Genomic DNA, 22,249 nt, shown 5'->3' on the forward strand with positions numbered 1-22,249 from the left:
CACGCTCACGCCGCGGCGAAGCGATGCGCCCACTGCCGTGTACCCATGCCGGGGTCGAGGGGAGTGGTGTCGCCGATTCGCTGCAGGAGCTCCTGGAAGGCGATCACGAGTTCGATGGTCACGCCGAGTTCGAATGCCAGGCTGGCGCGATGGGTGCCGCGGAGGGCTTCGGCGGCTGCATAGGCCGCGGGCGTGATCAGCAGTCGGGCGGCCCACGCGTCGGCCTGCCGTTCCTGGCGGCGACGGAGGGCGGCGGTCGTCGTGACGGTGTGGCCGAGCGTCGCGTGCCCGAGTTCGTGGGCGAGCACGCTGCGTCTGGTTCGTGCGCTCATGCCGGGGTCGAGTCGGATGCTGCGCGACGCATGGTCGTAGCCGCCGAGCGTCCGGCCGCGCCGCTCGATCACTCGGAGTCCCTGCGCTTCGACGAGTCGGAGGAGGTCGTCCATGCTTTCCCTACTGGTAGAGATCGTCGGTGTCGCCCTCATGCCCCAGTGACGAGTCGAAGGCGACTTCGGGGATATCTTGACCGGGGTCGCCGACATTCGTGCGGCGGCGGAACGGTGTGAGCACGCCGGCTGCCGTCCCGCTGTCTGCTCGGAGGCGCTCTTCGGCTCGCGCGAACACGATGTGGGGCTCGACGTGCAGCGTGGCGCACACCGAGTACACGATCGGGACGGGGATGGCGCGTTTGCCGGTGACGTAGTTGTCGAGCGCGCTCCTGGCGATCCCGATCCCACGCGACATGGCGGCGATGCTGCTCCCCGCCGCCGCGATCTCCGCACGCAGCTGGCGCCCGACTGCGGCGTTGAACTCCTCGGCAGGTGTCTTCACGCGAGTCACGATAGCACCGGAACGCAACCAATATGCCGTCATATTGCTCCGGAAGATCATTGTGCGAACCCACTCGGGGCGATAGTGTCGTCACGTGAAGACAGATGTTGGACAGGTGGTGGCATCTGCGGTGATCTCGCAGCTGGTGACCGCAGAACGCTCGATCGACTGGCTCGCTGCCGAGATGCGGATCAGCCGCTCCGCATTGCGGCAGAAGCTGTTCGGAGGCGCTGACTTCACCGTCAGCGACCTTGCCGAGGTCGCCGCAGCGCTCGGCATCTCGCCGACCGTCCTCGTGCCGACCGGTCACCCTGCTCCCTGAGAGCGCGCCGGTTGTCGGAGTATCGTGGCCGACATGAAGACTGTTCCGTTCGGGTCCACCGTCGCGCCCTCCGTCATCGCCGGCATGATGCGCATCGACGACAAAGACGATGCACCCATCCGCGAGCTGTATCGGGCTGCGCGTGATGCCGGCATCGATTTCTTCGACCATGCCGACATCTACGGCGGGAGCATGCATCACTGCGAGTCGCGGTTCGCCGACGCACTGCAGCTGAGCGCTGCCGAGCGCGACGAGATCGTGCTGCAGACCAAGTGCGGCATCGTGCCTGCGCAGGGCATGTTCGACTTCTCCTACGAGCACATCGTGACCCAGGTCGAAGGCTCGCTCCGTGCGCTGCGCACCGACCGGCTCGACGTGCTCCTGCTGCACCGGCCGGACGCCCTGGTCGAACCCGAGGAGGTCGCCAGGGCCTTCGATGAGCTGGAGGCCGCCGGCAAGGTGCGCGCCTTCGGCGTCTCCAACCACACGCCGCGCCAGATCGACCTGCTCCGTACGGCGGTGACGCAGCCGCTGATCGCGAACCAGCTGCAGCTGTCGATCACGCACGCGCCGATCATCGCGCAGCCGATCGCGATGAACATGGCCGGCGAAGAGCAGGCCGTGGTGCGCGACGGCGGCGGCATCGTCGAGTACTGCCGTCTCAACGGCATCACGGTGCAGGCCTGGTCGCCGTTCCAGGGCGGGTTCTTCACCGGTGTGTTCCTCGGCAACCCCGAGTACGCCGAGCTGAACGCCGTGATCGATCGGCTCGCCGCCGCCTACGACGTCACGCCCATCGCGATCGCCACGGCCTGGATCACCCGCCACCCCGCCAAGATGCAGGTCGTGCTCGGCACCACCACTCCGCAGCGCGTGCGGGATGCCGCGGCCGGAGCCGAGATCGAGCTGACTCGAGCGGAATGGTACGAGCTGTTCCGTGCTGCGGGTCATCTGCTCCCATAGTCGCTCGCGTTCCCGCCCGCCATACCCGGGCGCGATCCCGTGGCGTCGTCTACCCTGAGACCATGCCGTTCCTGTTCTCGATCCTCGTCATCGCGCTGATGATCGGTGCGTTGATCGACATCATCACGCGTGATGACGCTCAGGTGAAGCACCTGCCGAAGATGGTGTGGCTCATCGTCGTGATCCTGCTGCCGCTCATCGGCGGACTGCTGTGGTTCGGGCTCGGGCGCGACTACGGCGACGGCGGCATCCCGATTCCTCGGATGCGTCGCGCCGAGCGCACGTCGCCCTCGCCCGTCGATCTGCGCCCGGCACCGCCCGTCGACACGCGGACGACCGAGCAGCAGATCGCCGACCTCGACCGCGAGATCGAGGAGTGGCGGCTGCGACAGGAACTCGAGAAGCGCAAACCCGAAGCCGACGAGCAGGAGCAGGCATGACCATGGCGAAGCGTGCGGTGCTCGGCGGCGGATCCGGATTCCTCGGCACGGCGCTGCGGCGCGCGCTCGAGGCCGACGGCTATCAGGTCAGCGTGATCGGCCGTGAGGGGCCCGATGCGCGATGGGATGACCCCGACGCCATCCTCCGCCTCGTCGACGGCGCGGATCTGCTGGTCGGACTCGCCGGCAAGCCGATCGATGTGCGCTTCACGGATGCGAACCGCGAGGAGTTCCTCCAGTCGCGGCTCGACACCACGCGAGCCCTGCATGATGCCGTCGAACGATCCGTGAACCCGCCTGCGGTCTGGATGAACGCCAGCAGCGCCACGGTGTACCGCTACGCGCTCGACCGGCCGCAGACCGAGGACGACACCGAGTACGACACCGGGTTCTCCCCGGACGTCGCCCTCGCCTGGGAGGACGAGCTCTTCCGGGGCGAGCTGCCTGGCACCAGGCGGGTCGCGCTGCGCATCACGATCGTGATCGGCGACGGCGCGGCGACGGAGCTGTTCTTCACGCTCGCGCGCTTCGGCCTCGGGGGTCCGCAGTTCGACGGCTGGTGGTTCCGGCACGACCGCTACCGGGGGATCGGGCCGCACCCGACCGAGCCGGAGCATCCGCTCGGACACCGTTCGCGCGGACACCAGCGCTTCAGCTGGATCCACGTCGATGACTTCGTCGGTGCCGTGCGGTTCATCCGCGACCATCCGAGCATCGAGGGCGTGGTCAACCTCTCCGCGCCCACGCAGACCGACAACCGCGGTCTGATGGCGACGCTGCGCCGAGTCGTGGGGATGCCGTTCGGTCTTCCCTCCTGGCGCTTCATGCTGGAACCGGCGATGTGGGTGCTGCGCAAGGAGCCGGAGCTGGTGCTGAAGAGCCGGTGGGTCGCGCCGAAGGTGCTGACGGATGCCGGGTACGAGTTCGCGTATCCCGAACTCGAGCCGGCGCTCAGGGATGCCTGGGAGCAGCGGAAGCACTGACCGCTGTGCGGTGCCTCACTCCGCCGGTCTGAGCAGGCGGTCGAGGAGCGCGAGTGCTTCGTGCTGCGGAGCGGCGTCATCGAGCAGCCACTGGGTCTGCAGGCCGTCGGATGCCGCGACGATGAGGGCTGCGACGGCTTCCGGATCCAGGTCCCCTCGAATGCGGCCTTCGGCCTGCTGATCGCGGACGTCCGCCGAGACGTTCGAGCGGACCTGGGCGAAGCGGACGGTGGCGAACTCCCTGGCGACGGGGTGGCCCTCTTCGAGCGCCGAGGCGACGAGCGTCGAATAGAGCTGCACGAGCCCAGGCACCTCGCGGTTGGTCCGGGCGGACGCGATCATGCGTTCCACCGGCGTCGCGTCGTGGAGCTCGGTGTCCGGCCGGAGGTCGGGACGGTTGCTCTCCTCGTAGACCGCGACGAGGAGCTCTTCGAGGGAGCCGAAGTAGTGGCTCAGTGCCGCGTGCGTGACGCCGACCTCGCGCGCGATCGCGCGGAGACTGGTGCGGTCGGCCCCGCGCTCTGCGAAGACCTCGATCGCGCGATCGAGGATCTCCTGTCGTCGGGCGACGCCTTTCGCGTAGGCCCCGCGCTGGCGTGATCCGTCTTCCTCGGGCATGGCCTGAGTCTAGCCAATGAAAACGTCCACGTGGAGGTATTGGGTGCTACGGTTCTTCCGACGGGTGAATCGCCCGCACGTCACCGACGACTGAAGGAGAGACCAGTGACGATCCAGACTTCCATCCAACTGTTCACGATCAAGGACCAGCTGGAGGCCGATCTCGAAGGCTCGCTCGCTGCCGTCGCCGCCCGTGGCTTCACCGCGGTCGAGCCCTATGACTTCGTGCGCCGCGCTGCACCGATGGCGGATGCGCTCACCGCAGCGGGTCTCTCGGCACCGTCAGGGCACGCCTTCCTGGCGTCCGAGTCGTTCGTGAACCCCGACGGCAGCGGCACCACGCTGCCCGTCCCGTCGCCGGCTGAGGTCTTCGCCGCCGCGAAGGTGCTCGGCATGCACACCGTGATCGACCCCTACACGGCACCGGAGCGCTGGGAGTCCGTCGCGCAGATCGAGGAGACGGCTCGACTGCTGAACGCCGCAGCCGAGATCGGCGCCGGCGTCGGCATCCGCGTCGGGTACCACAACCATGCCCACGAGCTGGAGGCCGTGTTCGACGGCGTCACCGGTCTCGAGGTGCTCGCCGGGCTTCTCGACGAGCGCGTCGTGCTCGAGGTCGACCTGTACTGGGTCGCTCGTGGCGGTGTCGACCCCGTCGCGCTGCTCCAGCGTCTCGGCAGCCGCGTCATCGCGGTGCACGCCAAGGACGGCACCCTCGACCCCGCGCTCGTGAACGCCTATCCGCCGGCCGACCAGGTGCCCGCAGGCGACGGAACCGTGCCGCTCGTCGAGGCGATCGCCGCAGCCCCCGCCCTCGAGCTCGCGATCGTCGAGTTCGACCACTACGAGGGCGACCTCTTCGACGCGATCGAGCGCAGCCGCGTCTACCTCGACGAGAAGGTGGCCGGCTGATGGCGGGTCCCGTCGGCGTCGGCATCATCGGTGCCGGCAACATCAGCGACCAGTACCTGACGAACCTGACGACCTTCCCTGATGTGCGCGTGCTCGCCGTCGGAGACGTGATCGAGGAGCGCGCGCGGGCGCAGGCCGAGAAGTACGGCGTCCCGCGGGCAGGCGGCGTCGACGTCGTGCTCGACGACCCCGAGATCGACATCGTCGTGAACCTCACGATCCCGGCCGTCCACGTCGAGGTCTCGGAGGCGATCATCGCCGCCGGGAAGCACGTGTGGACCGAGAAGCCGATCGGTGTGAGCCGCGAGGAGTCCCGCCGACTGCTGGAGAAGGCGGATGCCGCCGGCCTCCGTGTGGGTGTCGCTCCCGACACCGTGCTCGGACCCGGCGTGCAGACGGCAAAGCGCGCGATCGCGCGCGGAGACATCGGCCGCCCGCTGTTCGCGCAGACCACGTTCCAGTGGTCCGGTCCGGAGATCTTCCACCCGAACCCGGCGTTCCTGTACGCCAAGGGCGCAGGTCCCCTGCTCGACATGGGGCCGTACTACGTCTCAGCCCTCGTGCACGTGTTCGGTCCGGTCGCCTCTGTCGCGGCCCTCGGCCTGCAGGGCACGCCGACGCGTCGCGTGCAGGTCGGCGAGCTCGCCGGGCAGGAGTTCCCGGTCGAGATCCCATCGACGCTGAGCGTGCTGATGGACTTCGAGGGCGGCGGGCAGGCGCAGAGCGTCTACAGCACCGATTCGCCCGTCATCCGGCAGGGCATCGTCGAGATCACCGGCACCGAGGGCACGATCGTGATCCCCGACCCGAACACCTTCGGCGGCGCGATCACGATCACCCGTCCGCTTCGTCGACTGTTCATCCCGCCGGAGCCCGTCGAGCAGGAGGTCGTCGACGTGGCGCAGGAGGGTGTGCTCTCCGGCCGCGGCGTGGGTCTGCTCGACATGGCCCGCTCGATCGCAGCAGGGCGCCCGCACGTCGCGACCGGCGAGTTCGGCTTCCACGTGCTCGACACGCTGCTCTCGATCGAGGAGGCGGCGGAATCCCGGAGCTTCGTCACCGTCGAGAGCACGCTCGACCAGGTCGGTGCGATCGACGCCGCCTTCGATCCCTTCGAACGCACGCTCTGAGTGCATCCGATGTGGCGGTGAGGGCGGTGAGCCGCTCTCACCGCCACATCGGGCTCAACGCTCGCGCAGGCGCACCAGCCGCTCGTGCCCGGTCTCCTCGAGCTCGGTGATGTCGTCGCGCGACTTCAGGAAGTCCGAGAACGAACGGTACCCCAGGGCCTTCTCGCTGAACGACGGATCCATGCGGCGCATGTGCGTCTTCACGGCAGAGCTGTGCAGCCACTCGTCGGCATCCGCCTTGTCGTGGCCCAGCCGCAGCGCGCGCTCCAGGAGCTGCGTCGCCTCGCCCTGCTCGTCGAGCTTCACCTCAGCCGGCTCCTCGACCTTCGCCGGGCTCTTCGCCCTGCGCGTCTTCGGAGCGGCCTTGGCCTTCACGGTCGTGTCGGCCGCACCGGCCGTCTCGACCGGCTCGGCCGTGCTCGCCGGCGTCTCGGCGACCGGCGTCACCGGCTTGCTCGGGCGCACCACGCCGGTCAGCGAGTCGTAGGCCTCGAACTCGTCGCAGGCAGCGGCGAGCGACTTCGCGGTCGAGCCGGCGACGCCGACGCCGATCACGTAGCGGCCGAGCCGCTTGCAGCGCTGCGCCAGCGGCACGTAGTCGCTGTCGCCTGCGACGATCACGACGTGCGTGAGGTCGGGGAGACGGAACATGTCCTCGACGGCATCCACGGCGAGCCGGATGTCCGCGCCGTTCTTGGCATACGCCGCCGCAGGGAAGAGTTGCACGAGGTCGACCGCGCGGGCGACGAGCTGCGACCGGTATTCGGCATTGACGGGTGACGACCAGTCCGCATACGCCCTGGTCAGCACCAGCGTGCCGAACGAGGCGGCGTAGTCGATGATCGCGCCGACCTCGATCATGGCCCGGCTCAGGCGGTCGACGACATCGGGGTCGTTCGGGTTCTCCGCGATCCGCTGACGGTCCTTGCCGTAGGCGTTGCGACCGTGCACGCGGTCGTACCAGGAGATGACGATGTTGTCGAAGTCCAGGTACACGGCGACGCGGGCGTCAGTGGTCTCAGCCATGGTCGGCCTCCTCGCTCGGGTAGGTCACGCCGATCTGGCGGCGGATCTCGTCGAGCGTGCCCATGATGGCAACGGTCTCGGCGATGGGGAGCAGGTCGCCCTCCAGGGTGCCTTCGCGGACGAGGCGTTCGGCGGCGAGCGCCTCGAACTGCATGCCGCGCCCGCCGTTCTCCGGGTCGAGCCTGCCGTCGAACTCCTCGAGCACGGTGCCGTCGCCTGCCACGACGCGGAACGTCGTCGGGGCGTACCAGACGCCGTCGATGTCGATGCGCGCCTTCGTGCCGAGGATGAGCGCCGTGTTCGGGCCGGCCGCGCGCGAGGACGACAGGCTGGTCGAGACCGCGCCGCCCTCGTGCGTCATGACGGTGGCGACCTCGGCATCAGCCCCGGTCTCGACCAGACGCGCGAGGCTGCGGATGCCGGTGGGCGCACCGAGGATGTCCCAGATGAACGAGATCGGGTAGATGCCGAGATCGAGCAGCGCACCGCCGCCGAGTTCGAGGGCGTTCAGTCGATGCGTCGGCTCGGAGGGCAGCAGCTGCGTGTGGTCGACCGTGACGGCGCGGATGTCGCCGAGCGTGCCATCGGCGATGATCTCGCGGACGCGGAGCATGTGCGGCAGGTACCGGGTCCACATGGCCTCGGTGACCAGCAGACCACGCTCGGCGGCCAGCTGCTGCAGGTCCTCGGCCTCGGCACGGTTGAGCGTGAACGCCTTCTCGACGAGCACGTGCTTGCCGTGTTCGAGCGCGAGGCGAGCGTTCGCGTGGTGCATCGGATGCGGCGTGGAGACGTAGATGATGTCGACGTCGGGGTCGGCGACGAGGGCCTCATATGACGGGTGCGCGCGCGGGATGTCGAAGCGGGCGGCGAACGCGTCGGCCGACTCCTGCGAGCGTGATCCCACCGCGACCAGATCGAGTCCTGCGGTGCGCAGATCGGATGCGAACGCGCCGGCGATGCCGCCGGTCGCGAGGATTCCCCAACGAAGACCAGTCATCGTCTCAGCGTAGAGGGTATGGCGGGTGTGACGGACTGTTGCACCGTGTGACCTCCGGCATCACCGGCGTGGCGGGGTCGGGACGGCGCTTCTACCGTGGCGGCATGACCGAACCTCTCATCATCGGCGCCATGGTGCGCACGCTCGGCGCCTACCCGTCCGGCTGGCGTCAGGAGGGCGCGCACCGCGACCCTGCGGGCGACGCGGAGATCCTGCGTCGTGTCGCACAGGCCGGTGAGGACGCGGGTCTCGACTATCTCTTCTTCGGTGACTGGCTTGCCACGGGACCCGACCTGGAGTTCCGGGACCCCTATCTGCTCGCCCGGATCGACCCCGTGAGCGCCGTGCTGTTCCTCGCCGGCATCACCTCGCGCATCGGACTCATCGCGACCGTCAACACCACCTACGCCGACCCGTACGCGACCGCCAGATCGCTGGCTTCCCTCGATGTGCTCACACGCGGTCGCGCCGGGGTGAACCTGGTGACCGGGGCTGAGCCGCGCGCCGCAGGCAACCACGGCCGCGATGCGCACGCAGACAACGTGAGCCGCTACGACCGGGCGGAGGAGTTCGTCACCGCGCTGCGTCGACTCTGGGACTCGTGGAGCGAGGACGCCTGGATCGCGGATGCCGCACGCGGCGTGCTCATCGATCCGGACGGCCTCCGTGCCGCCGACCTCCGGGGCGCGCACCTCAGTGTCACCGGACCGCTGAACGTGGCCCGGCCACCGCAGGGGCAGATCCCGATCGTGCACGCCGGCACCTCGCCGCGCTCGCGTGCGCTCGCCGCGACCGAGGCCGACCTGGCCCTGATCGCGGCGCCGACGCCGGCCGATGCGATCGAGGTGCGGCGTGCGCTCCGTGCGCTCGCTGCGGATGCCGGTCGCGACCCTGATCGACTGAAGGTGATCGCTCCGGTGCTGCCGGTCGTCGCCGACACGGATGCCGATGCGCACCGCATCGTCGAACGTCTGCTCGCTTTGGTGCCGCTCGCCGAACAGCACCAGCCCGATCGGGCGGCGTTCCCGGCCGATCGCACGGTGGCCGCGCTCGCCGATGCGCTGGGCGTCGACCACGAGGATCCGCTCCGCCATGCTGCCTTCGACGCACCGGTGACCGAGGCGGAGGCGAGCCGGCTCGGCAGCGGAGGTGCCGCACTCATCGAGCGACTGGCCCGTATCGCCGGACTCGCACTCGGCGAACGCGGCCGGTCGGGGCATCCGATCACCTGGCGGCACCTCGTCGCAGCGCACGCGGTGCCCGCCGCATTCGTCGTCGGCGATGCGTCGACCATCGCAGACCACTTCGAGACCTGGCGGGATCAGGGCGCCGCCGACGGCTTCAATGTGCTCTCGGCATTCCAGCCGGCGCAGTTCGAGGCGTTCACGGCGCTCGCCGCCCCGGAGCTCCGCCGTCGCGGCCTGCTCGGACGCGACGGCTCGACCCTCCGCGAGCGGCTCGGCGTCGCAGCCACCGCAGCGGAACCCGTCCTCTCGACCGCCTGACCCGCCGTCTCGTGACGCCGCATGACGCGCGGCGTCGGCTCGTGACATCGCCGTCGACGCACCGGTTCCATCGTCCCTACCGTGACAACACACGCACCACCCACCCCGCCCAGGAGGCCCTTCCCATGAACCGCCGCACCGTCCGCGCCGCAGCAATCGCTCTCCCGTTCGTGATGGCGGCCGGCCTGGTCGCCTGCTCCTCGTCGCCCGCACCGGCCAACGCGCCGGCTGCCGCCGGCGACCCCGTCACGGGCGGCACGCTCACCTACCTCGAGCACCAGACCTACACGAACCTCTACCCGCCGCAGGCAGGGTTCTATCCGAACGGCGGCATCGTCAACAACATCGCAGCGCGCCTCACCTGGCAGAACCCGGAGACGCTCGAGATCGAGCCGTGGATCGCATCAGACTGGACCGTGAACGCAGACGCGACCGAATACACGTTCAACCTCAACCCGGACGTCAGCTTCTCTGACGGCACCGCGCTCGACGCGGCGGCGGTCGCGAAGAACTTCGACACCTACGGGCTCGGTGCCGCCGATCGCGGCCTGACGGTCTCGGAGGCGATCAACAACTACGCCAGCAGTGAGGTCGTCGACGACGACACGGTCACCTTCCGCTTCTCGGCCCCGTCGCCAGGGTTCCTGCAGGCCACCTCGACCATCAACTCCGGCCTGCTCTCGCCCGAGACGCTCGACGGCACGATCGAGGACTTCGGTGCGGGCAATGCGGAGGAGATCATCGGCTCCGGTCCGTTCACGGTGACGGATGAGAAGCTCGGCACCGAATACACGCTCACCGCACGCGACGACTACGACTGGGCGCCGGAGAGCGCAGAGAACCAGGGCCGTGCCTACCTCGACGCGGTGCACGTGCTCGTGACGCCGGAGGACTCGGTGCGCATCGGCTCGCTGCTCGCCGGCCAGGCGGACTACGTGCGCTACGTGCAGGCGTTCGACGAGGACCGCGTCGAGAGCGCCGGCTTCACGCTGTACGCGCCGCAGACCCGCGGCGTGAACAACTCGATCAGCCTGCGCCCGAGCAATCCGCTCCTCACCGACATCCGCGTCCGCCAGGCGCTGGTGGCAGCCGTCGACTCGCAGGAGATCGTCGACACGCTGTTCACCGAGAACTATCCGGTCGCGAAGTCGGTGCTCTCCTCCGAGGCCATCGGTTTCAAGGACGAGTCGGAGCACTACGCGCACGACCAGGACAAGGCCGAGAAGCTGCTCGACGAGGCCGGCTGGACGCCCGGAGCCGACGGCATCCGCGAGAAGGACGGCGAGCGCCTGTCGATCACGGTCTACGAGGCCAAGCCGCAGCCGCTCTCGAAGCAGACCCTCGAGCTGGTCGCACAGCAGCTGGCGAAGGTCGGCGTCGAGCTCACGGTGAAGCCCGGCGACGCCGGCAGCTACGCCGAGGACACCCGGGATCCTGAGAAGACCGGCTTCTACCACTCGATGGTCGGCCGCGCCGATCTCGACGTGATCAAGAGCCAGTACTTCACCAAGAACCGCGACGCGCTCATCTCGAACGACGCCGAGCTCGACTCGCTGCTGCTCGCCGTGGCATCCGAACCCGATGCCGACAAGCGCATCGCCGCCTCGCAGGCCGTGCAGGACTACATCGCCGAGCAGGCGTACGTGATCCCGCTGTTCGAGGAGCCGCAGGTGTACGGCGCCGCGACCTACGTGCAGGGCGTGGCTTTCGAGTCGGTCGGCCGCCCCACGTTCTCCGGTGTGTGGCTGCAGGAGCATTGATGCCGTTCCTCCTCCGACGAGCCGGGCAGGCCGCGATCGTGCTGATCGCGGCCTTCACGGCCACCTTCTTCCTGCTGCAGCTGTTGCCGGGCGACGCGATCCTGATCAAGTTCTCCGACCCGAGTCTCGGACTCTCGCCGGAGCAGCTCGACAGCATCCGCGGCACCTACGGCGCCGACCTGCCGTGGTGGGAGCAGTACCTGCACGCTGGACTCGGCTTCCTGGCCGGCGACTTCGGATACTCGACGCAGTTCGGCACTCCGGTGCTGACCATGCTCGCCGAGGCGCTGCCGTCGACGCTGCTGCTCGCATCGCTCGGGCTCGTCGTCGCGCTGCTGATCGCGGTGCTCGTCGCTGGGCTGTCGTCGCTCGCACCCTTCGAGTGGCTGCGCAACGGGCTGCGGCAGGTGCCCGGCCTGTTCGTCGCCGTCCCGGTGTTCTGGCTCGGCATCCTGCTGATCCAGGTGTTCTCGTTCGGCCTCGGCTGGGTGCCGATCGTCGGCGCCGACCCGGTCGCGGGGCTCATCCTGCCCGTGCTCACGCTGGCCGTGCCGATCTCCGCCCCGCTCGCGCAGGTGCTGGTGCGAGCGATCGACCGGGTGCAGGCGCAGCCGTTCATCACGGTCGTCCGGGCCAAGGGCGCGCCACCGGTGTGGGTGCTCACCCGCTCGGTCGCCCGCAATGCCGCGTTGCCGACCCTGACCATCGCCGGTGTGCTGTTCGGCGAGCTCGTCGGCGGGGCCGTCGTCACCGAGACCGTGTTCGGACGCACCGGCATCGGGCGCCTGACCGAGCAGGCGGTCGCGAACCAGGACATCCCGGTGCTGCAGGGCGTGGTGCTGCTGTCGGCGCTCGGCTTCGTGCTGATCAGCCTCGCGGTCGACCTGGTCACCCCGCTCATCGATCCGCGCCAGCGGCGCGTGGCCCGCGCCACACCGCGCCGCGCACTCCAGGAGGTGCCGGCATGACGATCCCCATCCTGAGTCAGCAGGCGGGCCGGCAGGCGGACGCGCAGCCGAACGGGCCGGCGGACGACTCCTCGGCGGACGCTCCGGTCGCTGCGTCACGCGGCGGGCGGTCGCGCCGACGGCATCCCTGGGATCTGTATCTGGCGATCGTCGTCGTGGCGCTCGCCGTGCTCTGGGCCGTCGTGCCCTCGATCTTCGCGCCCGGCGACCCGTTGACCGGCACTCCGGCCGACAAGTTGCTGCCGCCGAGCGCAGCGCACTGGTTCGGCACGGACACCCTCGGCCGCGACCTCTTCGGTCGGGTCGTGCACGGTGCGGTGCATTCCCTCTCCGGGGCGCTCATCGCCGTCACCGTCGGCCTCGCACTGGGCACGCTGCTCGGCGCGATCGCCGGCGCACTCGGCGGTGTCGTCGACGACATCCTGATGCGCGTCGTCGACGTGCTGCTCGCGATCCCCGGCCTGCTGCTGTCGCTGTCGGTGATCATCCTGCTCGGCTTCGGCACCGTCAATGCGGCGATCGCGGTCGGCCTCGGCAGCGTCGCGGCGTTCGCCAGGCTCATGCGGGCCGAAGTCGCTCGCGTGCGTCGCACCGAGTTCGTCGAGGCGGCCTACGGCAGCGGTGCCACGTTCGTCGCGGTGCTCTGGCGACATGTGCTGCCGAACTCGCTCACCCCGATCGTGGCGCTCGCCGCACTGCAGTTCGGCACCGCGATCCTCGCCATCTCGACGCTGGGCTTCCTCGGCTACGGTGCGCCGCCGCCGACGCCCGAATGGGGCCTGCTGATCGCCGAGGGACGCAACTATGTCGGCACGGCATGGTGGCTCACGGCGCTCCCAGGCCTCGTGGTCGTCGTGGTCGTGCTCAGCGCAAACCGCATCAGCCACCGCATCGGAAAGGAAGCCAGATGAGCGTTCTCAGCGTCGACGACCTGCGGGTCTCCTACGCGGGTCGCACCGCACGCCGCGAGGTCGTGCACGGCGTCTCCTTCGAGATCGGCGAGGGTGAGACCCTGGCCCTGGTGGGCGAGTCCGGCTCCGGCAAGTCCACCACCGCGCACGCGCTGCTCGGACTCCTGCCGAGCGGCGGCACGGTCGACGGCGGCCGAGTGCGGCTCGGCGAACTCGAGATCTCCGGCTGGTCGGATCGCGCGCTGCGCAGCATCCGTGGCCCGGAGATCGGACTCGTACCGCAGGATCCGACCACCTCGCTCGACCCGGTGCGTTCGATCGGCGCCCAGGTCGAGGAGGTGCTGCGCCTGCACGGGCACCGCGACGGCCGCGCGCGCCGCGCGAGGGTGATCGAACTGCTCGAACGGGTCGGTATCGACGATCCCGATCTGCGAGCGCGGCAGTATCCGCACGAGCTCTCCGGAGGCATGCGGCAGCGGGTGCTGATCGCGTCGGCGATCGCGCTGCAGCCACGACTGCTGATCGCCGATGAGCCGACCAGTGCGCTCGATGCCACGGTGCAACGGCGCGTGCTCGACCTGCTCGACGACCTGCGTCGGGACGAGGGCACGAGCATCCTGCTCGTCACGCACGACCTCGGTGTCGCCGCCGACCGGGCTCAGCGACTGGTGGTGCTGAAGGACGGCCGCATCGTCGAACAGGGAACCAGCGCCGCGGTGCTGGATGCCCCGAGCGATGCGTACACTCGGCAGCTGCTCGCGGATGCTCCGGCGTTCACGACGGGATTCCGCCGTCCCGATGCGCCGCCGTTCCTGCGAGATGCCGCCGCCGTCGCCGCGGAGAACCCGTACGCGATCGTCGCGGATGGCCTCGTCAAGGAGTTCAAGGTCGCCGGACGAGGACAGTTCCGCGCCGTCGATGACGTCTCCTTCCGCGTCCGTCGCGGCACGACGCATGCGCTGGTGGGGGAGTCGGGGTCTGGCAAGACGACGACCGCGCGCCTGATCACTCGCTTCGAGCGGCCCGATGCCGGTTCGATCGACCTCGCGGGCGACGACGTGACGACCGCGACGGGTGAGCGGCTGCGGGCGCTGCGGCGCCGCATCCAGCTGGTGTACCAGAACCCCTTCGCCTCGCTGGATCCGCGCCAGCAGATCGCCGACATCGTCGCCGAGCCGCTGCAGAACTTCCGAGTGGGCTCGCGACAGGAGCGCCGAGCGCGCGCCCTCGCGCTGATCGATCGGGTGTCGCTGCCGTCCGACGTGGCGCAGCGCACCCCGAGGGAGCTGTCAGGCGGACAGCGCCAGCGTGTCGCGATCGCCAGGGCGCTGGCGATCGATCCGGAGATCGTGGTGCTCGATGAGGCCGTGTCGGCGCTCGATGTCACGGTGCAGGCCCGCATCCTCGAGCTGCTGACCTCGCTGCAGGCTGAGCTCGGACTCACGTACCTGTTCATCTCGCATGACCTCGCGGTGGTGCGACGGATCAGCCACACCGTCTCGGTGATGCGCCGAGGGCGCATCGTCGAGGAGGGGGCCACCGAGGAGCTCTTCCATTCACCGCAGCACGACTACACCCGGGAGCTGCTGGCCGCAGTGCCGGGTCGGACGGAGACGACCGTATGACCGCCCCCACGATCGCGTTCTTCACGCGCCTGCTCGACGACGCCTCGCCGTCTGAGCGCTATGCGCTCGCGGCCGAGCAGATCCAGCACGCCGAGCACCATGGCGTCGGACGTGCCTGGGTCGCGCAGCATCACTTCCACGCTGCCGAGGGCGGACTGCCCTCGCCGCTCGTGTTCCTCGCCCACATCGCGGCGCAGACCTCGCGCATCCGGCTCGGCACCGGGGTGATCACGCTGCCGCTCGAGGATCCGGTGCGGGTCGCGGAGGATGCGACGGTCGCCGATCTGCTCTCCGGCGGTCGCCTCGATCTCGGCCTCGGCAGCGGGGGCACGCCCACCTCCTTCTCGCCCTTCGGGGAGGACGTGAACCACAAGGCGGTGACGCACGACCGCAAGCTCAGAGTGCTCCTCGACGCGCTCGCCGGTCGCGATGTCGGCGAGGGGAACACGCTGTATCCGGATGCCGCATCGGCAGACGGGCCGTCGCTGCTCGACCGCGTGTGGCAGGCGACCTTCTCGGCGCCTGGCGGACATCGCGCCGGCGTGCACGGGCACGGCCTGCTGCTCTCGCGCACGCAGCCTCGTTCGGCCGGCGCATTGCACGCGCCGCTCTCCGCGCTGCAGGACCCGATCATCGACGCCTACCTCGAGGCGCTGCCGGACGGCGTCGCACCGAGGATCACGGCCTCGCGCACGGTGTTCGTCGCCGACGATCGGGCGGATGCGCTGCGCTTCGCCGAGGTCGGACTCCGCCGCGCGGCCGGGGGGTTCCGCCGCCAGGGGCAGACGATCCCCGGCGACTCGATCGACGAGCTGATCGTCGCCCTCGACACCCACCTCGGTACCCCGGACGAGGTGGCGGCGTCGCTCGCAGCCGACGCCACACTCTCCAGAGCCACCGAGGTCGCCTTCCAGGTGCACTCGGTCGACGCGCCGCACGCGCACGTGCTGCGGTCGATCGAGCTCTTCGCCGAACGGGTCGCCCCGGCCCTCGGATACACCACGACCACGACTTCGAGTACGAGCACGACTTCGACCAGCAAGGAGCAGGCATGACCACCGACATCGTCGACCGGATCGCGGAGGTGACGCCGGAGCTCGATGCGCTTCGCCGTCGCCGCCCGGTCACCAGAGCGCAACTGCAGGCGAGCTTCGACGCGCTGTTCCAGCCGGTGTCGACCGAGCATGTGTCGCAGGAGGAGCGCGAGCTGATCGCCGCGTTCGCGACCGCGCTCGCCGGCGCCGACGACCCGACCGCTGCGTTCTACGCCGCTCGCGCGGTCGAAGCCGATGCGCCACGAGCCGCCGTGGTGCTCCCGGAGGCCGCCGAGTACGCGGTCGCCGGTCCCTTCGGCAGCTACACCGAGCTGGGATTGCAGCGTGAGAACACCGAGGGTGCGCGGTACGCACCGTCCGACGTCGCCACGAGCGCGCTCGGCGAACGTCTCGCTGCGGCGCTCGCGCACACGCACCTGCTGGTGCTGCGTCCCCGCGAGGCATCCGGTGCCGATCTCGGTCGCCTCCTGTCGGCTGGATGGTCGGTCGACGGCATCGTCACCCTGTCGCAGCTGGTGGCGTTCCTCGCATTCCAGCAGCGCGTGGTCGCGGGACTCCGGACCCTGTCGGCAACGGGGCTCGCCGCATGAGCGCCACCGAGACCGTGCTGCTGCACACCGACGCCGCGCACCCGCACGACTTCACACGTGCCGAGGTCGGTTGGGCGCCGCATCTGCCGCCGCTGCCCGAGGAGGAGCTCACCGAGCGCCACCTCGACGGCCTCGTGGATGCGGCGAGGGCCAAGAACGACTACTTCCGGCTGCTCGCACGAGACCCCGAGGTGCTGAAGGCGCGCACCCTGGTCGACAAGGACATCTTCTACAACGCCTCGGAAGGGCTCCCGCGCGCAGAGCGCGAACTCGCCGCGACGGCCGCCTCGCGTCGGAACGGCTGCGTGTTCTGCGCCTCGGTGCACTCGAGGTTCGCTGCGCATCACAGCAAGCGTGTCGACGATGTGGACCTGCTGCTCGACGAGGGCGTCGACGCCGAGCTCGGCGAGCGCTGGAATGCGGTCGTCGCGGCATCCGTCGCCCTCACCGACACCCCGAACGCGTTCGGGGAGGACGAGATCGTGCGGCTGCGGGCGGCCGGTCTCGACGACCTGGAGATCTCCGACCTCATCCACGGCGCGGCGTTCTTCAACTGGGCGAACCGCCTGATGCTGTCGATCGGGCGGCCGGTGGCTCCGGCCTGAGCGCGAGCGGTTCGTCGCGGTCAGGGAATCAGCACGATCTTCCCTGAGGCGGCGTGGGCCTCCACGAGCTCGTGGGCCCGCGCCGCTTCGGCGAGGGGGAGCTGCGGACCGAGCTCGATCACGAAGTCGCCTGAGGCGAGCAGCGCGATGGTCTCCGGCAGCGCTTCGGCACGCCAGGCCAGCTCTTCATCTGTGAGCGGCACCGGTGATCCGCCGGAGAAGGCGCGGATGCCGAAGGACGCAGCATCCGGCCCGCGGACGATCGTCGCGATCCGCTCGCGATCCGGGACCAGGGCGAGCGAGACCTCGATGGCCTCGTCGGTGCCGGCGCAGTCCAGCGCGACGGTGATGCCGTCGGGAGCGGCCTGCTCGACGCGCTCCTGCAGCCCGTCGCCGTACGCGATCGGGATCGCGCCGAGTTCGCGCAGCTGCGCATGACGCGAGGGGCTCGCGGTCGCGATGACGGTCACGCCCCAGTCGACGGCGAACTGCACTGCGGCCTGGCCGACCGAGCCTGACCCGGCGTGCACGAGCAGCACGTCGCCCTCGCTCACCTCGAGCGAGCGCAGCGCCTGGTAGGCGGTGCCTGCGGGGATGCCGATGCCGGCGCCCTCTGCCGCCGTGACGGAGTCGGGGAGGAGTGCGAGGTGCTCCGGCGAGATCGCGATCGCCGAGGCGTAGGTGCCGTGCGCATCGCGGATCGCGACCCGGTCGCCGACCGAGAAGCCCTCGACGCCTGCGCCGAGCTCGGTGATGACACCGGCGCCGTCGAAGCCGACGGGTCGAGGCTCGGTGATCGGCGGCGATGGGCGCTTCCCGCCGCGGATCTTCGCGTCGATGGGATTCACACCCGCTGCCTCGATCGCGACGACGACCTCGCCGTCACCCGCGACCGGATCGGGGATCTCGGTGAGGTGGAGGACGTCCGGTGAGCCGATTTCCGTGTACACGATCGCGCGAGCCATGCGACCAGGCTACCCTCGCGGTTCGGTCAGCGACCCGCGAGGACCTTCTGGATGCGCTGCGGTGAGACCGGCTGCGCGGTGCCGAGGCGCTGCGCGAACACGCTGACGCGGTACTCCTCGAGCAGCCACCGCGTCTCGACGAGCGCGGGCGCGGCATCCTTCGGCAGCGGGATCACACCGCCGGCGTCCTGGAACACCTTCGCCATCCGTTCGAACTCGCTCATGCGGGTACGATCCTTGCCCGGTTCGCTCGCCAGCGTCTTCAGCCGGTCGCGCATGGCCTCGAGGTAGCGGGGGAAGTGCGCCAGCCGGTCGATCCCGGCCGCCGACACGAAGCCGGGATGCAGCAGTGCCGTGAGCTGCGTCTTGATGTCGTTCAGCGGGCCGAGCAGCGAGAGCGAGTTCTGCGACTTGATGCCGCGCTCCACATCGCGCGAGAGCGTGAGGATGCGGGCGACGAGCGAGACGCAGGCGAACAGCTCGTCCACGAGCACCGCGGACACGGCGTCGCGCACCCTGGCGAATTCCGCGGCGGTCCGGACGACGCCCGATCCGCCCGTCTCAGCGTCGATCACGCGCCGGGCCACCGCGGCACGGCAGTCCTCGATGAGCGCGGCGGCCGAGGGGTAGCTCGACGCCGCAAGAGCGAGCTTCTCCGGGCTGGTGAGGTGCTGCTGCACGTACGACGACGGCGAGGGCACGGCGAGCAGCACGAGGCGCAGCACGCCCTCGCGGGTCGCCGCCGCAGCGGCATCCGCCGACGATTCGACGCGCACCGAGACGGACTTGCCCTGATCGACGATCGCCGGATAGCCGCGCACGACGCCGCCGGCGACGCGGGTGTCGAGCACGTCAGGGAGGTCATCGAAGGTCCAGGCGGTCAGGCCGTCCTGCTCGATGTTCGATGACGGGGCGTTCGACGGGCTCGGGGATCCTGGTCGTCGGGGGTGTCCCTGGCGCTGCGGCGCGGCGATCGAGCGTGCAACGCTGGTGCGGGCCCGGTCGGACAACTCGCCCTGGAGCGCCGTCAGGTCGCGTCCGCTCCCGGCGACCCTGCCGCGCTCGTCCACCGCGCGGAAGTTCATCCGCAGGTGCGAGGGAACCCGGTCGTCCTCGAAGTCCGCAGCCGATACGAGCTGGTTCGCGAGCGGCTGGATGAGGCGGGCGAGGGCTTCCTTCAGGGTGCGGCTCGGAAGGCCGCCGTGCGCCTCGGGGCCGTCGCCGGCGAGCTCGACGCCGAACTTCTCAGCCCAGTCCGCCGCCGGGACCACGTGTCTGCGGATCGCCTTGGGCAGCGCCCGCAGCAGTCCGGTGATGAGCTCTGCCCGGAGCCCGGGGACCTGCCAGTCGAAGCCGCGATCCTCGACCTGCGCGAGCAGCGCCAGCGGGATCACGACGCTCACGCCGTCATCGGCGGCACCCGGCTCGAAGCGGTACGCGAGACCCAGCACCTGGTCGCCCTGCGTCCAGCGGGTGGGGAAGTCGCTCTGGTCGGCGCGCCCGTCGTCGTCGATCAGGTCGCCCTCGCGCATCGCGAGCAGCTTCGGGGTGGCCGCGAGCGTCTCGCGCCACCACTTCTCGAAGGAGCGCACGTCGAAGACCTCTGCAGGGATGCGCTCGTCGTAGAAGCGGAAGACGGCCTCGTCGCCGGCGAGGATGTCGCGGCGGCGCTCGCGCTCCTCCAACTTCTCGAGGCGTTTGCGGAGCTCGGCGTTGCTGCGCCAGAACCCCGACACGCGCTTGTCGAGCCGGCTCGGATCCCACTCGCCCTCGACGAGCGCATGCCGCACGAACAGCTCACGGGAGGCGGCGCGGTCGATCCTGGCGAACTGCACCCGGCGGCGCGGGATGATCTCGACGCCGAACAGCGTCACCTTCTCGAACGCGACGGCCGCGCCGGCATCCTTCGACCAGTGCGGCTCGGTCACCTGACGCTTCGCGAGGTCGCCGGCGAGCGGCTCGGCCCAGGCCGGATCGATCGCCGCGACCGTGCGGGCGAAGGTGCGCGACGTCTCGACGATCTCGGCGGCCATGACGGCCTGGGGACTCTTCTTGCGGAGTCCGGACCCGGGGAAGATCGAGAAGCGGATGCCGCGGGCTCCGCGATACTCGATCGTGCGGCGTCCCTTCGGCTCCTTGGCGGGGGAGTGCGCTTTGCCGGCGGGGGCGGTGCGCTCGTCGAGGATGCCGATCTGCGACAGCAGGCCGGCCAGCAGCGACCGATGGATCGCGTCGGGATCGCTCGCCCCGTGCTGGGTCCCCGAGCCTGTCGAAGGGTCGTCGATGCGGATCTTCGCCCCGGCGAGCAGGGATCGCAGCTGGCGGTGCACGTCGAACCACTCGCGGACCCGCACGTAGTTCAGATGCTCAGCGCGGCAGAGGCGGCGGAATGCGCTCGAACCGAGCTCGCGCTGCTGTTCGCGCAGGTGGTTCCAGAGATTCAGCAGCGTGATGAAGTCGCTGGTGGGATCGACGAAGCGTGCATGCAGGCGGTCGGCCTCCTCGCGACGCTCCTCCGGCCGCTCCCTGACATCCTGGATCGACATGCCGGACACGATCGCGAGCACGTCGCGGGTGACCTCAGGTGACGGGGTCCTCTGGGGCCCTGAGGAGCCGCTCGAAGGGCGCCCGGACTCGATCAGCATGCGCGCGAACCGGGGGTCGATCGGGATGCGCGAGATGTCGCGCCCGATGCGGGTGAGTCGAGCCGTGTCCGAACCGGACTGCGCCTCGACGGCGCCGAGCTCGGTGAGCAGGTCGAACGCCGCCTTCACACCACGCGAATCGGGCGGCGTGAGGAACGGGAAGGCCGTGATGTCGCCGAAGCCGAGGGACAGCATCTGCAGGATGACGGAGGCGAGCGAGGTGCGCAGGATCTCGGGTTCGGTGAACTCCAGGCGGCGCTCGAAGTCCTCCTCCGAATAGAGGCGGATCGCGATGCCGTCGCTGGTTCGGCCGGCGCGCCCGGAGCGCTGGTTCGCCGAGGCCTGCGAGATCGCCTCGATCGGCAGGCGCTGCACCTTCGAGCGGTTGCTGTAGCGGGAGATGCGAACGGTGCCGGTGTCGATCACGTACTTGATGCCTGGCACGGTGAGGCTGGTCTCGGCGACGTTGGTGGCGAGGATGACGCGGCGGCGGACGCCGGCGACGCGGCTGCGCTCGAACACCCGATGCTGGTCAGCCGCTGACAGGCGGCCGAAGAGCGGCAGCACCTCGGTGGGGGAGCGCTCGTTCGAGTAGGCGCCGCGCACGGCATCCGCCGCATCCCGGATCTCGGCCTCGCCCGGCAGGAAGACGAGCACGTCGCCGGGTGCCTCGCGGTCGAGTTCGCGGAGCGCCGCGACGATCGCCGAGACCTCGTCCTCGTTCCCGTCGGCTTCGCCGTCGGACTCCTCGGTCTGCGCCCGGTAGCGGATCTCGACGGGGTAGGTGCGTCCGGACACCTCGATGATCGGTGCGGGTGTGCCGGCTGCCGAGGCGAAGTGCTTCGCGAAGCTCTCGGGATCGATCGTCGCCGAGGTGATGATGACCTTGAGGTCCGGGCGCTCCGGCAGGATGCGCGCGAGATATCCGAGCAGGAAGTCGACGTTGAGCGATCGCTCGTGCGCCTCGTCGATGATGATCGTGTCGTAGCGGCGCAGCAGCCGATCGCGATGGATCTCGTTCAGCAGGATGCCGTCGGTCATCAGCGCGATGCGCGTCTCGTCGGAGACCTTGTCGGTGAAGCGCACCTTGTAGCCGACGAGCGTGCCGAGCTCGACCTCGAGCTCCTCCGCGATGCGTTCGGCGATCGTGCGGGCCGCGAGGCGCCGCGGCTGCGTGTGCGCGATGTTCGTGCGGCCGAGTTCGAGGGCGATCTTCGGCAGCTGTGTGGTCTTTCCCGAGCCGGTGGCGCCGGCGACGATCACGACCTGACTGTCGCGGATGGCGTCGGCGATCTCGGCGCGGGCTGCGCTGACCGGCAGCTCCGGCGGGTACGAGATCACTGGGGAAGACATAGCCCTCCATCGTATCGCCGGGTTCCGCCCCTACGATCATCA

General features: G+C 69.9%; 21 protein-coding genes. 14 read left to right on the top strand and 7 right to left on the bottom strand.

The features are described 5' to 3' along the window. Positions 1-5 precede the first annotated feature (5 nt). Complete coding sequence (locus RS83_RS11535; protein WP_082071650.1) at positions 6-446, bottom strand: ImmA/IrrE family metallo-endopeptidase; 441 nt, start codon at positions 444-446, stop codon at positions 6-8. A 7-nt stretch (positions 447-453) separates the two neighbouring features. Next, positions 454-831, bottom strand: coding sequence for an XRE family transcriptional regulator (locus tag RS83_RS11540; RefSeq protein ID WP_230114362.1), 378 nt, complete (start codon positions 829-831; stop codon positions 454-456). A gap of 94 nt (positions 832-925) precedes the next feature. On the opposite strand from RS83_RS11540, the gene RS83_RS11545 reads away from it, so the two are divergent. The 4 genes from RS83_RS11545 to RS83_RS11560 all read left to right on the top strand — a co-directional run bounded on the left by RS83_RS11545 (position 926) and on the right by RS83_RS11560 (position 3,539). Further along, complete coding sequence (locus RS83_RS11545; RefSeq protein WP_156153192.1) at positions 926-1,153, top strand: hypothetical protein; 228 nt, start codon at positions 926-928, stop codon at positions 1,151-1,153. 33 nt (positions 1,154-1,186) lie between these two features. Next, positions 1,187-2,116 (top strand): aldo/keto reductase, encoded by a 930-nt coding sequence (locus RS83_RS11550; protein WP_045279859.1) that lies wholly within the window; start codon positions 1,187-1,189, stop codon positions 2,114-2,116. A 62-nt stretch (positions 2,117-2,178) separates the two neighbouring features. Further along, a complete protein-coding gene (locus RS83_RS11555) occupies positions 2,179-2,556 on the top strand; it encodes a PLDc N-terminal domain-containing protein (RefSeq protein ID WP_045279661.1) in 378 nt (125 codons plus the stop codon). Continuing rightward, positions 2,553-3,539 (top strand): epimerase, encoded by a 987-nt coding sequence (locus tag RS83_RS11560; RefSeq protein WP_045279662.1) that lies wholly within the window; start codon positions 2,553-2,555, stop codon positions 3,537-3,539. The genes RS83_RS11555 and RS83_RS11560 overlap by 4 nt, the downstream gene beginning before the upstream one ends. 15 nt (positions 3,540-3,554) lie before the next feature. Here the strand turns inward: RS83_RS11560 and RS83_RS11565 are convergent, their stop codons facing one another. Beyond that, complete coding sequence (locus RS83_RS11565) at positions 3,555-4,157, bottom strand: TetR/AcrR family transcriptional regulator (RefSeq protein ID WP_045279663.1); 603 nt, start codon at positions 4,155-4,157, stop codon at positions 3,555-3,557. Between the two features lie 105 nt (positions 4,158-4,262). Here RS83_RS11565 and RS83_RS11570 point away from each other — a divergent pair, with 105 nt between their 5' ends. Both RS83_RS11570 and RS83_RS11575 read left to right on the top strand, forming a co-directional pair. After that, positions 4,263-5,069 (top strand): sugar phosphate isomerase/epimerase family protein, encoded by an 807-nt coding sequence (locus RS83_RS11570; RefSeq protein WP_045279664.1) that lies wholly within the window; start codon positions 4,263-4,265, stop codon positions 5,067-5,069. Further along, the gene (locus RS83_RS11575) at positions 5,069-6,199 is read left to right on the top strand and encodes a Gfo/Idh/MocA family protein (protein ID WP_045279665.1); all 1,131 of its coding nucleotides are present in this window, start codon (positions 5,069-5,071) and stop codon (positions 6,197-6,199) included. Before RS83_RS11570 ends, RS83_RS11575 begins: the two co-directional genes overlap by 1 nt. Before the next feature lie 54 nt (positions 6,200-6,253). Here RS83_RS11575 and RS83_RS11580 read toward each other — a convergent pair whose 3' ends face one another. Continuing rightward, positions 6,254-7,225, bottom strand: coding sequence for an NYN domain-containing protein (locus RS83_RS11580; RefSeq protein WP_045279666.1), 972 nt, complete (start codon positions 7,223-7,225; stop codon positions 6,254-6,256). After that, positions 7,218-8,225, bottom strand: coding sequence for a Gfo/Idh/MocA family protein (locus tag RS83_RS11585; protein WP_045279667.1), 1,008 nt, complete (start codon positions 8,223-8,225; stop codon positions 7,218-7,220). Before RS83_RS11585 ends, RS83_RS11580 begins: the two co-directional genes overlap by 8 nt. A gap of 104 nt (positions 8,226-8,329) precedes the next feature. Here RS83_RS11585 and RS83_RS11590 point away from each other — a divergent pair, with 104 nt between their 5' ends. From RS83_RS11590 to RS83_RS11625, 8 genes are all read left to right on the top strand, one after another. Further along, complete coding sequence (locus tag RS83_RS11590; protein ID WP_045279860.1) at positions 8,330-9,730, top strand: NtaA/DmoA family FMN-dependent monooxygenase; 1,401 nt, start codon at positions 8,330-8,332, stop codon at positions 9,728-9,730. Between the two features lie 125 nt (positions 9,731-9,855). After that, positions 9,856-11,490, top strand: coding sequence for a TIGR04028 family ABC transporter substrate-binding protein (locus RS83_RS11595; RefSeq protein ID WP_045279668.1), 1,635 nt, complete (start codon positions 9,856-9,858; stop codon positions 11,488-11,490). Beyond that, positions 11,490-12,458 (top strand): ABC transporter permease, encoded by a 969-nt coding sequence (locus RS83_RS11600; protein WP_045279669.1) that lies wholly within the window; start codon positions 11,490-11,492, stop codon positions 12,456-12,458. The genes RS83_RS11595 and RS83_RS11600 overlap by 1 nt, the downstream gene beginning before the upstream one ends. Further along, the gene (locus tag RS83_RS11605; RefSeq protein ID WP_045279670.1) at positions 12,455-13,369 is read left to right on the top strand and encodes an ABC transporter permease; all 915 of its coding nucleotides are present in this window, start codon (positions 12,455-12,457) and stop codon (positions 13,367-13,369) included. The genes RS83_RS11600 and RS83_RS11605 overlap by 4 nt, the downstream gene beginning before the upstream one ends. Next, the gene (locus RS83_RS11610) at positions 13,366-14,994 is read left to right on the top strand and encodes a dipeptide ABC transporter ATP-binding protein (protein WP_045279671.1); all 1,629 of its coding nucleotides are present in this window, start codon (positions 13,366-13,368) and stop codon (positions 14,992-14,994) included. Before RS83_RS11605 ends, RS83_RS11610 begins: the two co-directional genes overlap by 4 nt. After that, positions 14,991-16,049 (top strand): putative FMN-dependent luciferase-like monooxygenase, encoded by a 1,059-nt coding sequence (locus tag RS83_RS11615; protein WP_045279672.1) that lies wholly within the window; start codon positions 14,991-14,993, stop codon positions 16,047-16,049. The genes RS83_RS11610 and RS83_RS11615 overlap by 4 nt, the downstream gene beginning before the upstream one ends. Continuing rightward, positions 16,046-16,639: a CMD domain protein gene (locus RS83_RS11620; protein WP_045279673.1), complete on the top strand. Its 594-nt coding sequence runs from the start codon at positions 16,046-16,048 to the stop codon at positions 16,637-16,639. The genes RS83_RS11615 and RS83_RS11620 overlap by 4 nt, the downstream gene beginning before the upstream one ends. Further along, on the top strand, positions 16,636-17,244 hold the full coding sequence (locus RS83_RS11625) for an alkylhydroperoxidase domain protein (protein WP_045279674.1): 609 nt from the start codon (positions 16,636-16,638) through the stop codon (positions 17,242-17,244). The genes RS83_RS11620 and RS83_RS11625 overlap by 4 nt, the downstream gene beginning before the upstream one ends. 20 nt (positions 17,245-17,264) lie before the next feature. Here RS83_RS11625 and RS83_RS11630 read toward each other — a convergent pair whose 3' ends face one another. Both RS83_RS11630 and hrpA read right to left on the bottom strand, forming a co-directional pair. Further along, positions 17,265-18,209 carry an NADP-dependent oxidoreductase gene (locus RS83_RS11630; RefSeq protein ID WP_045279675.1) on the bottom strand — a complete coding sequence of 315 codons (945 nt, stop codon included), beginning with the start codon at positions 18,207-18,209 and terminating at the stop codon, positions 17,265-17,267. Positions 18,210-18,235: 26 nt separating this feature from the next. Next, positions 18,236-22,207 carry an ATP-dependent RNA helicase HrpA gene (hrpA, locus tag RS83_RS11635; protein ID WP_045279676.1) on the bottom strand — a complete coding sequence of 1,324 codons (3,972 nt, stop codon included), beginning with the start codon at positions 22,205-22,207 and terminating at the stop codon, positions 18,236-18,238. Positions 22,208-22,249: the final 42 nt, after the last annotated feature.

Source organism: Microbacterium oxydans, from assembly GCF_000956525.1.
GTDB lineage: Bacteria > Actinomycetota > Actinomycetes > Actinomycetales > Microbacteriaceae > Microbacterium > Microbacterium oxydans_A.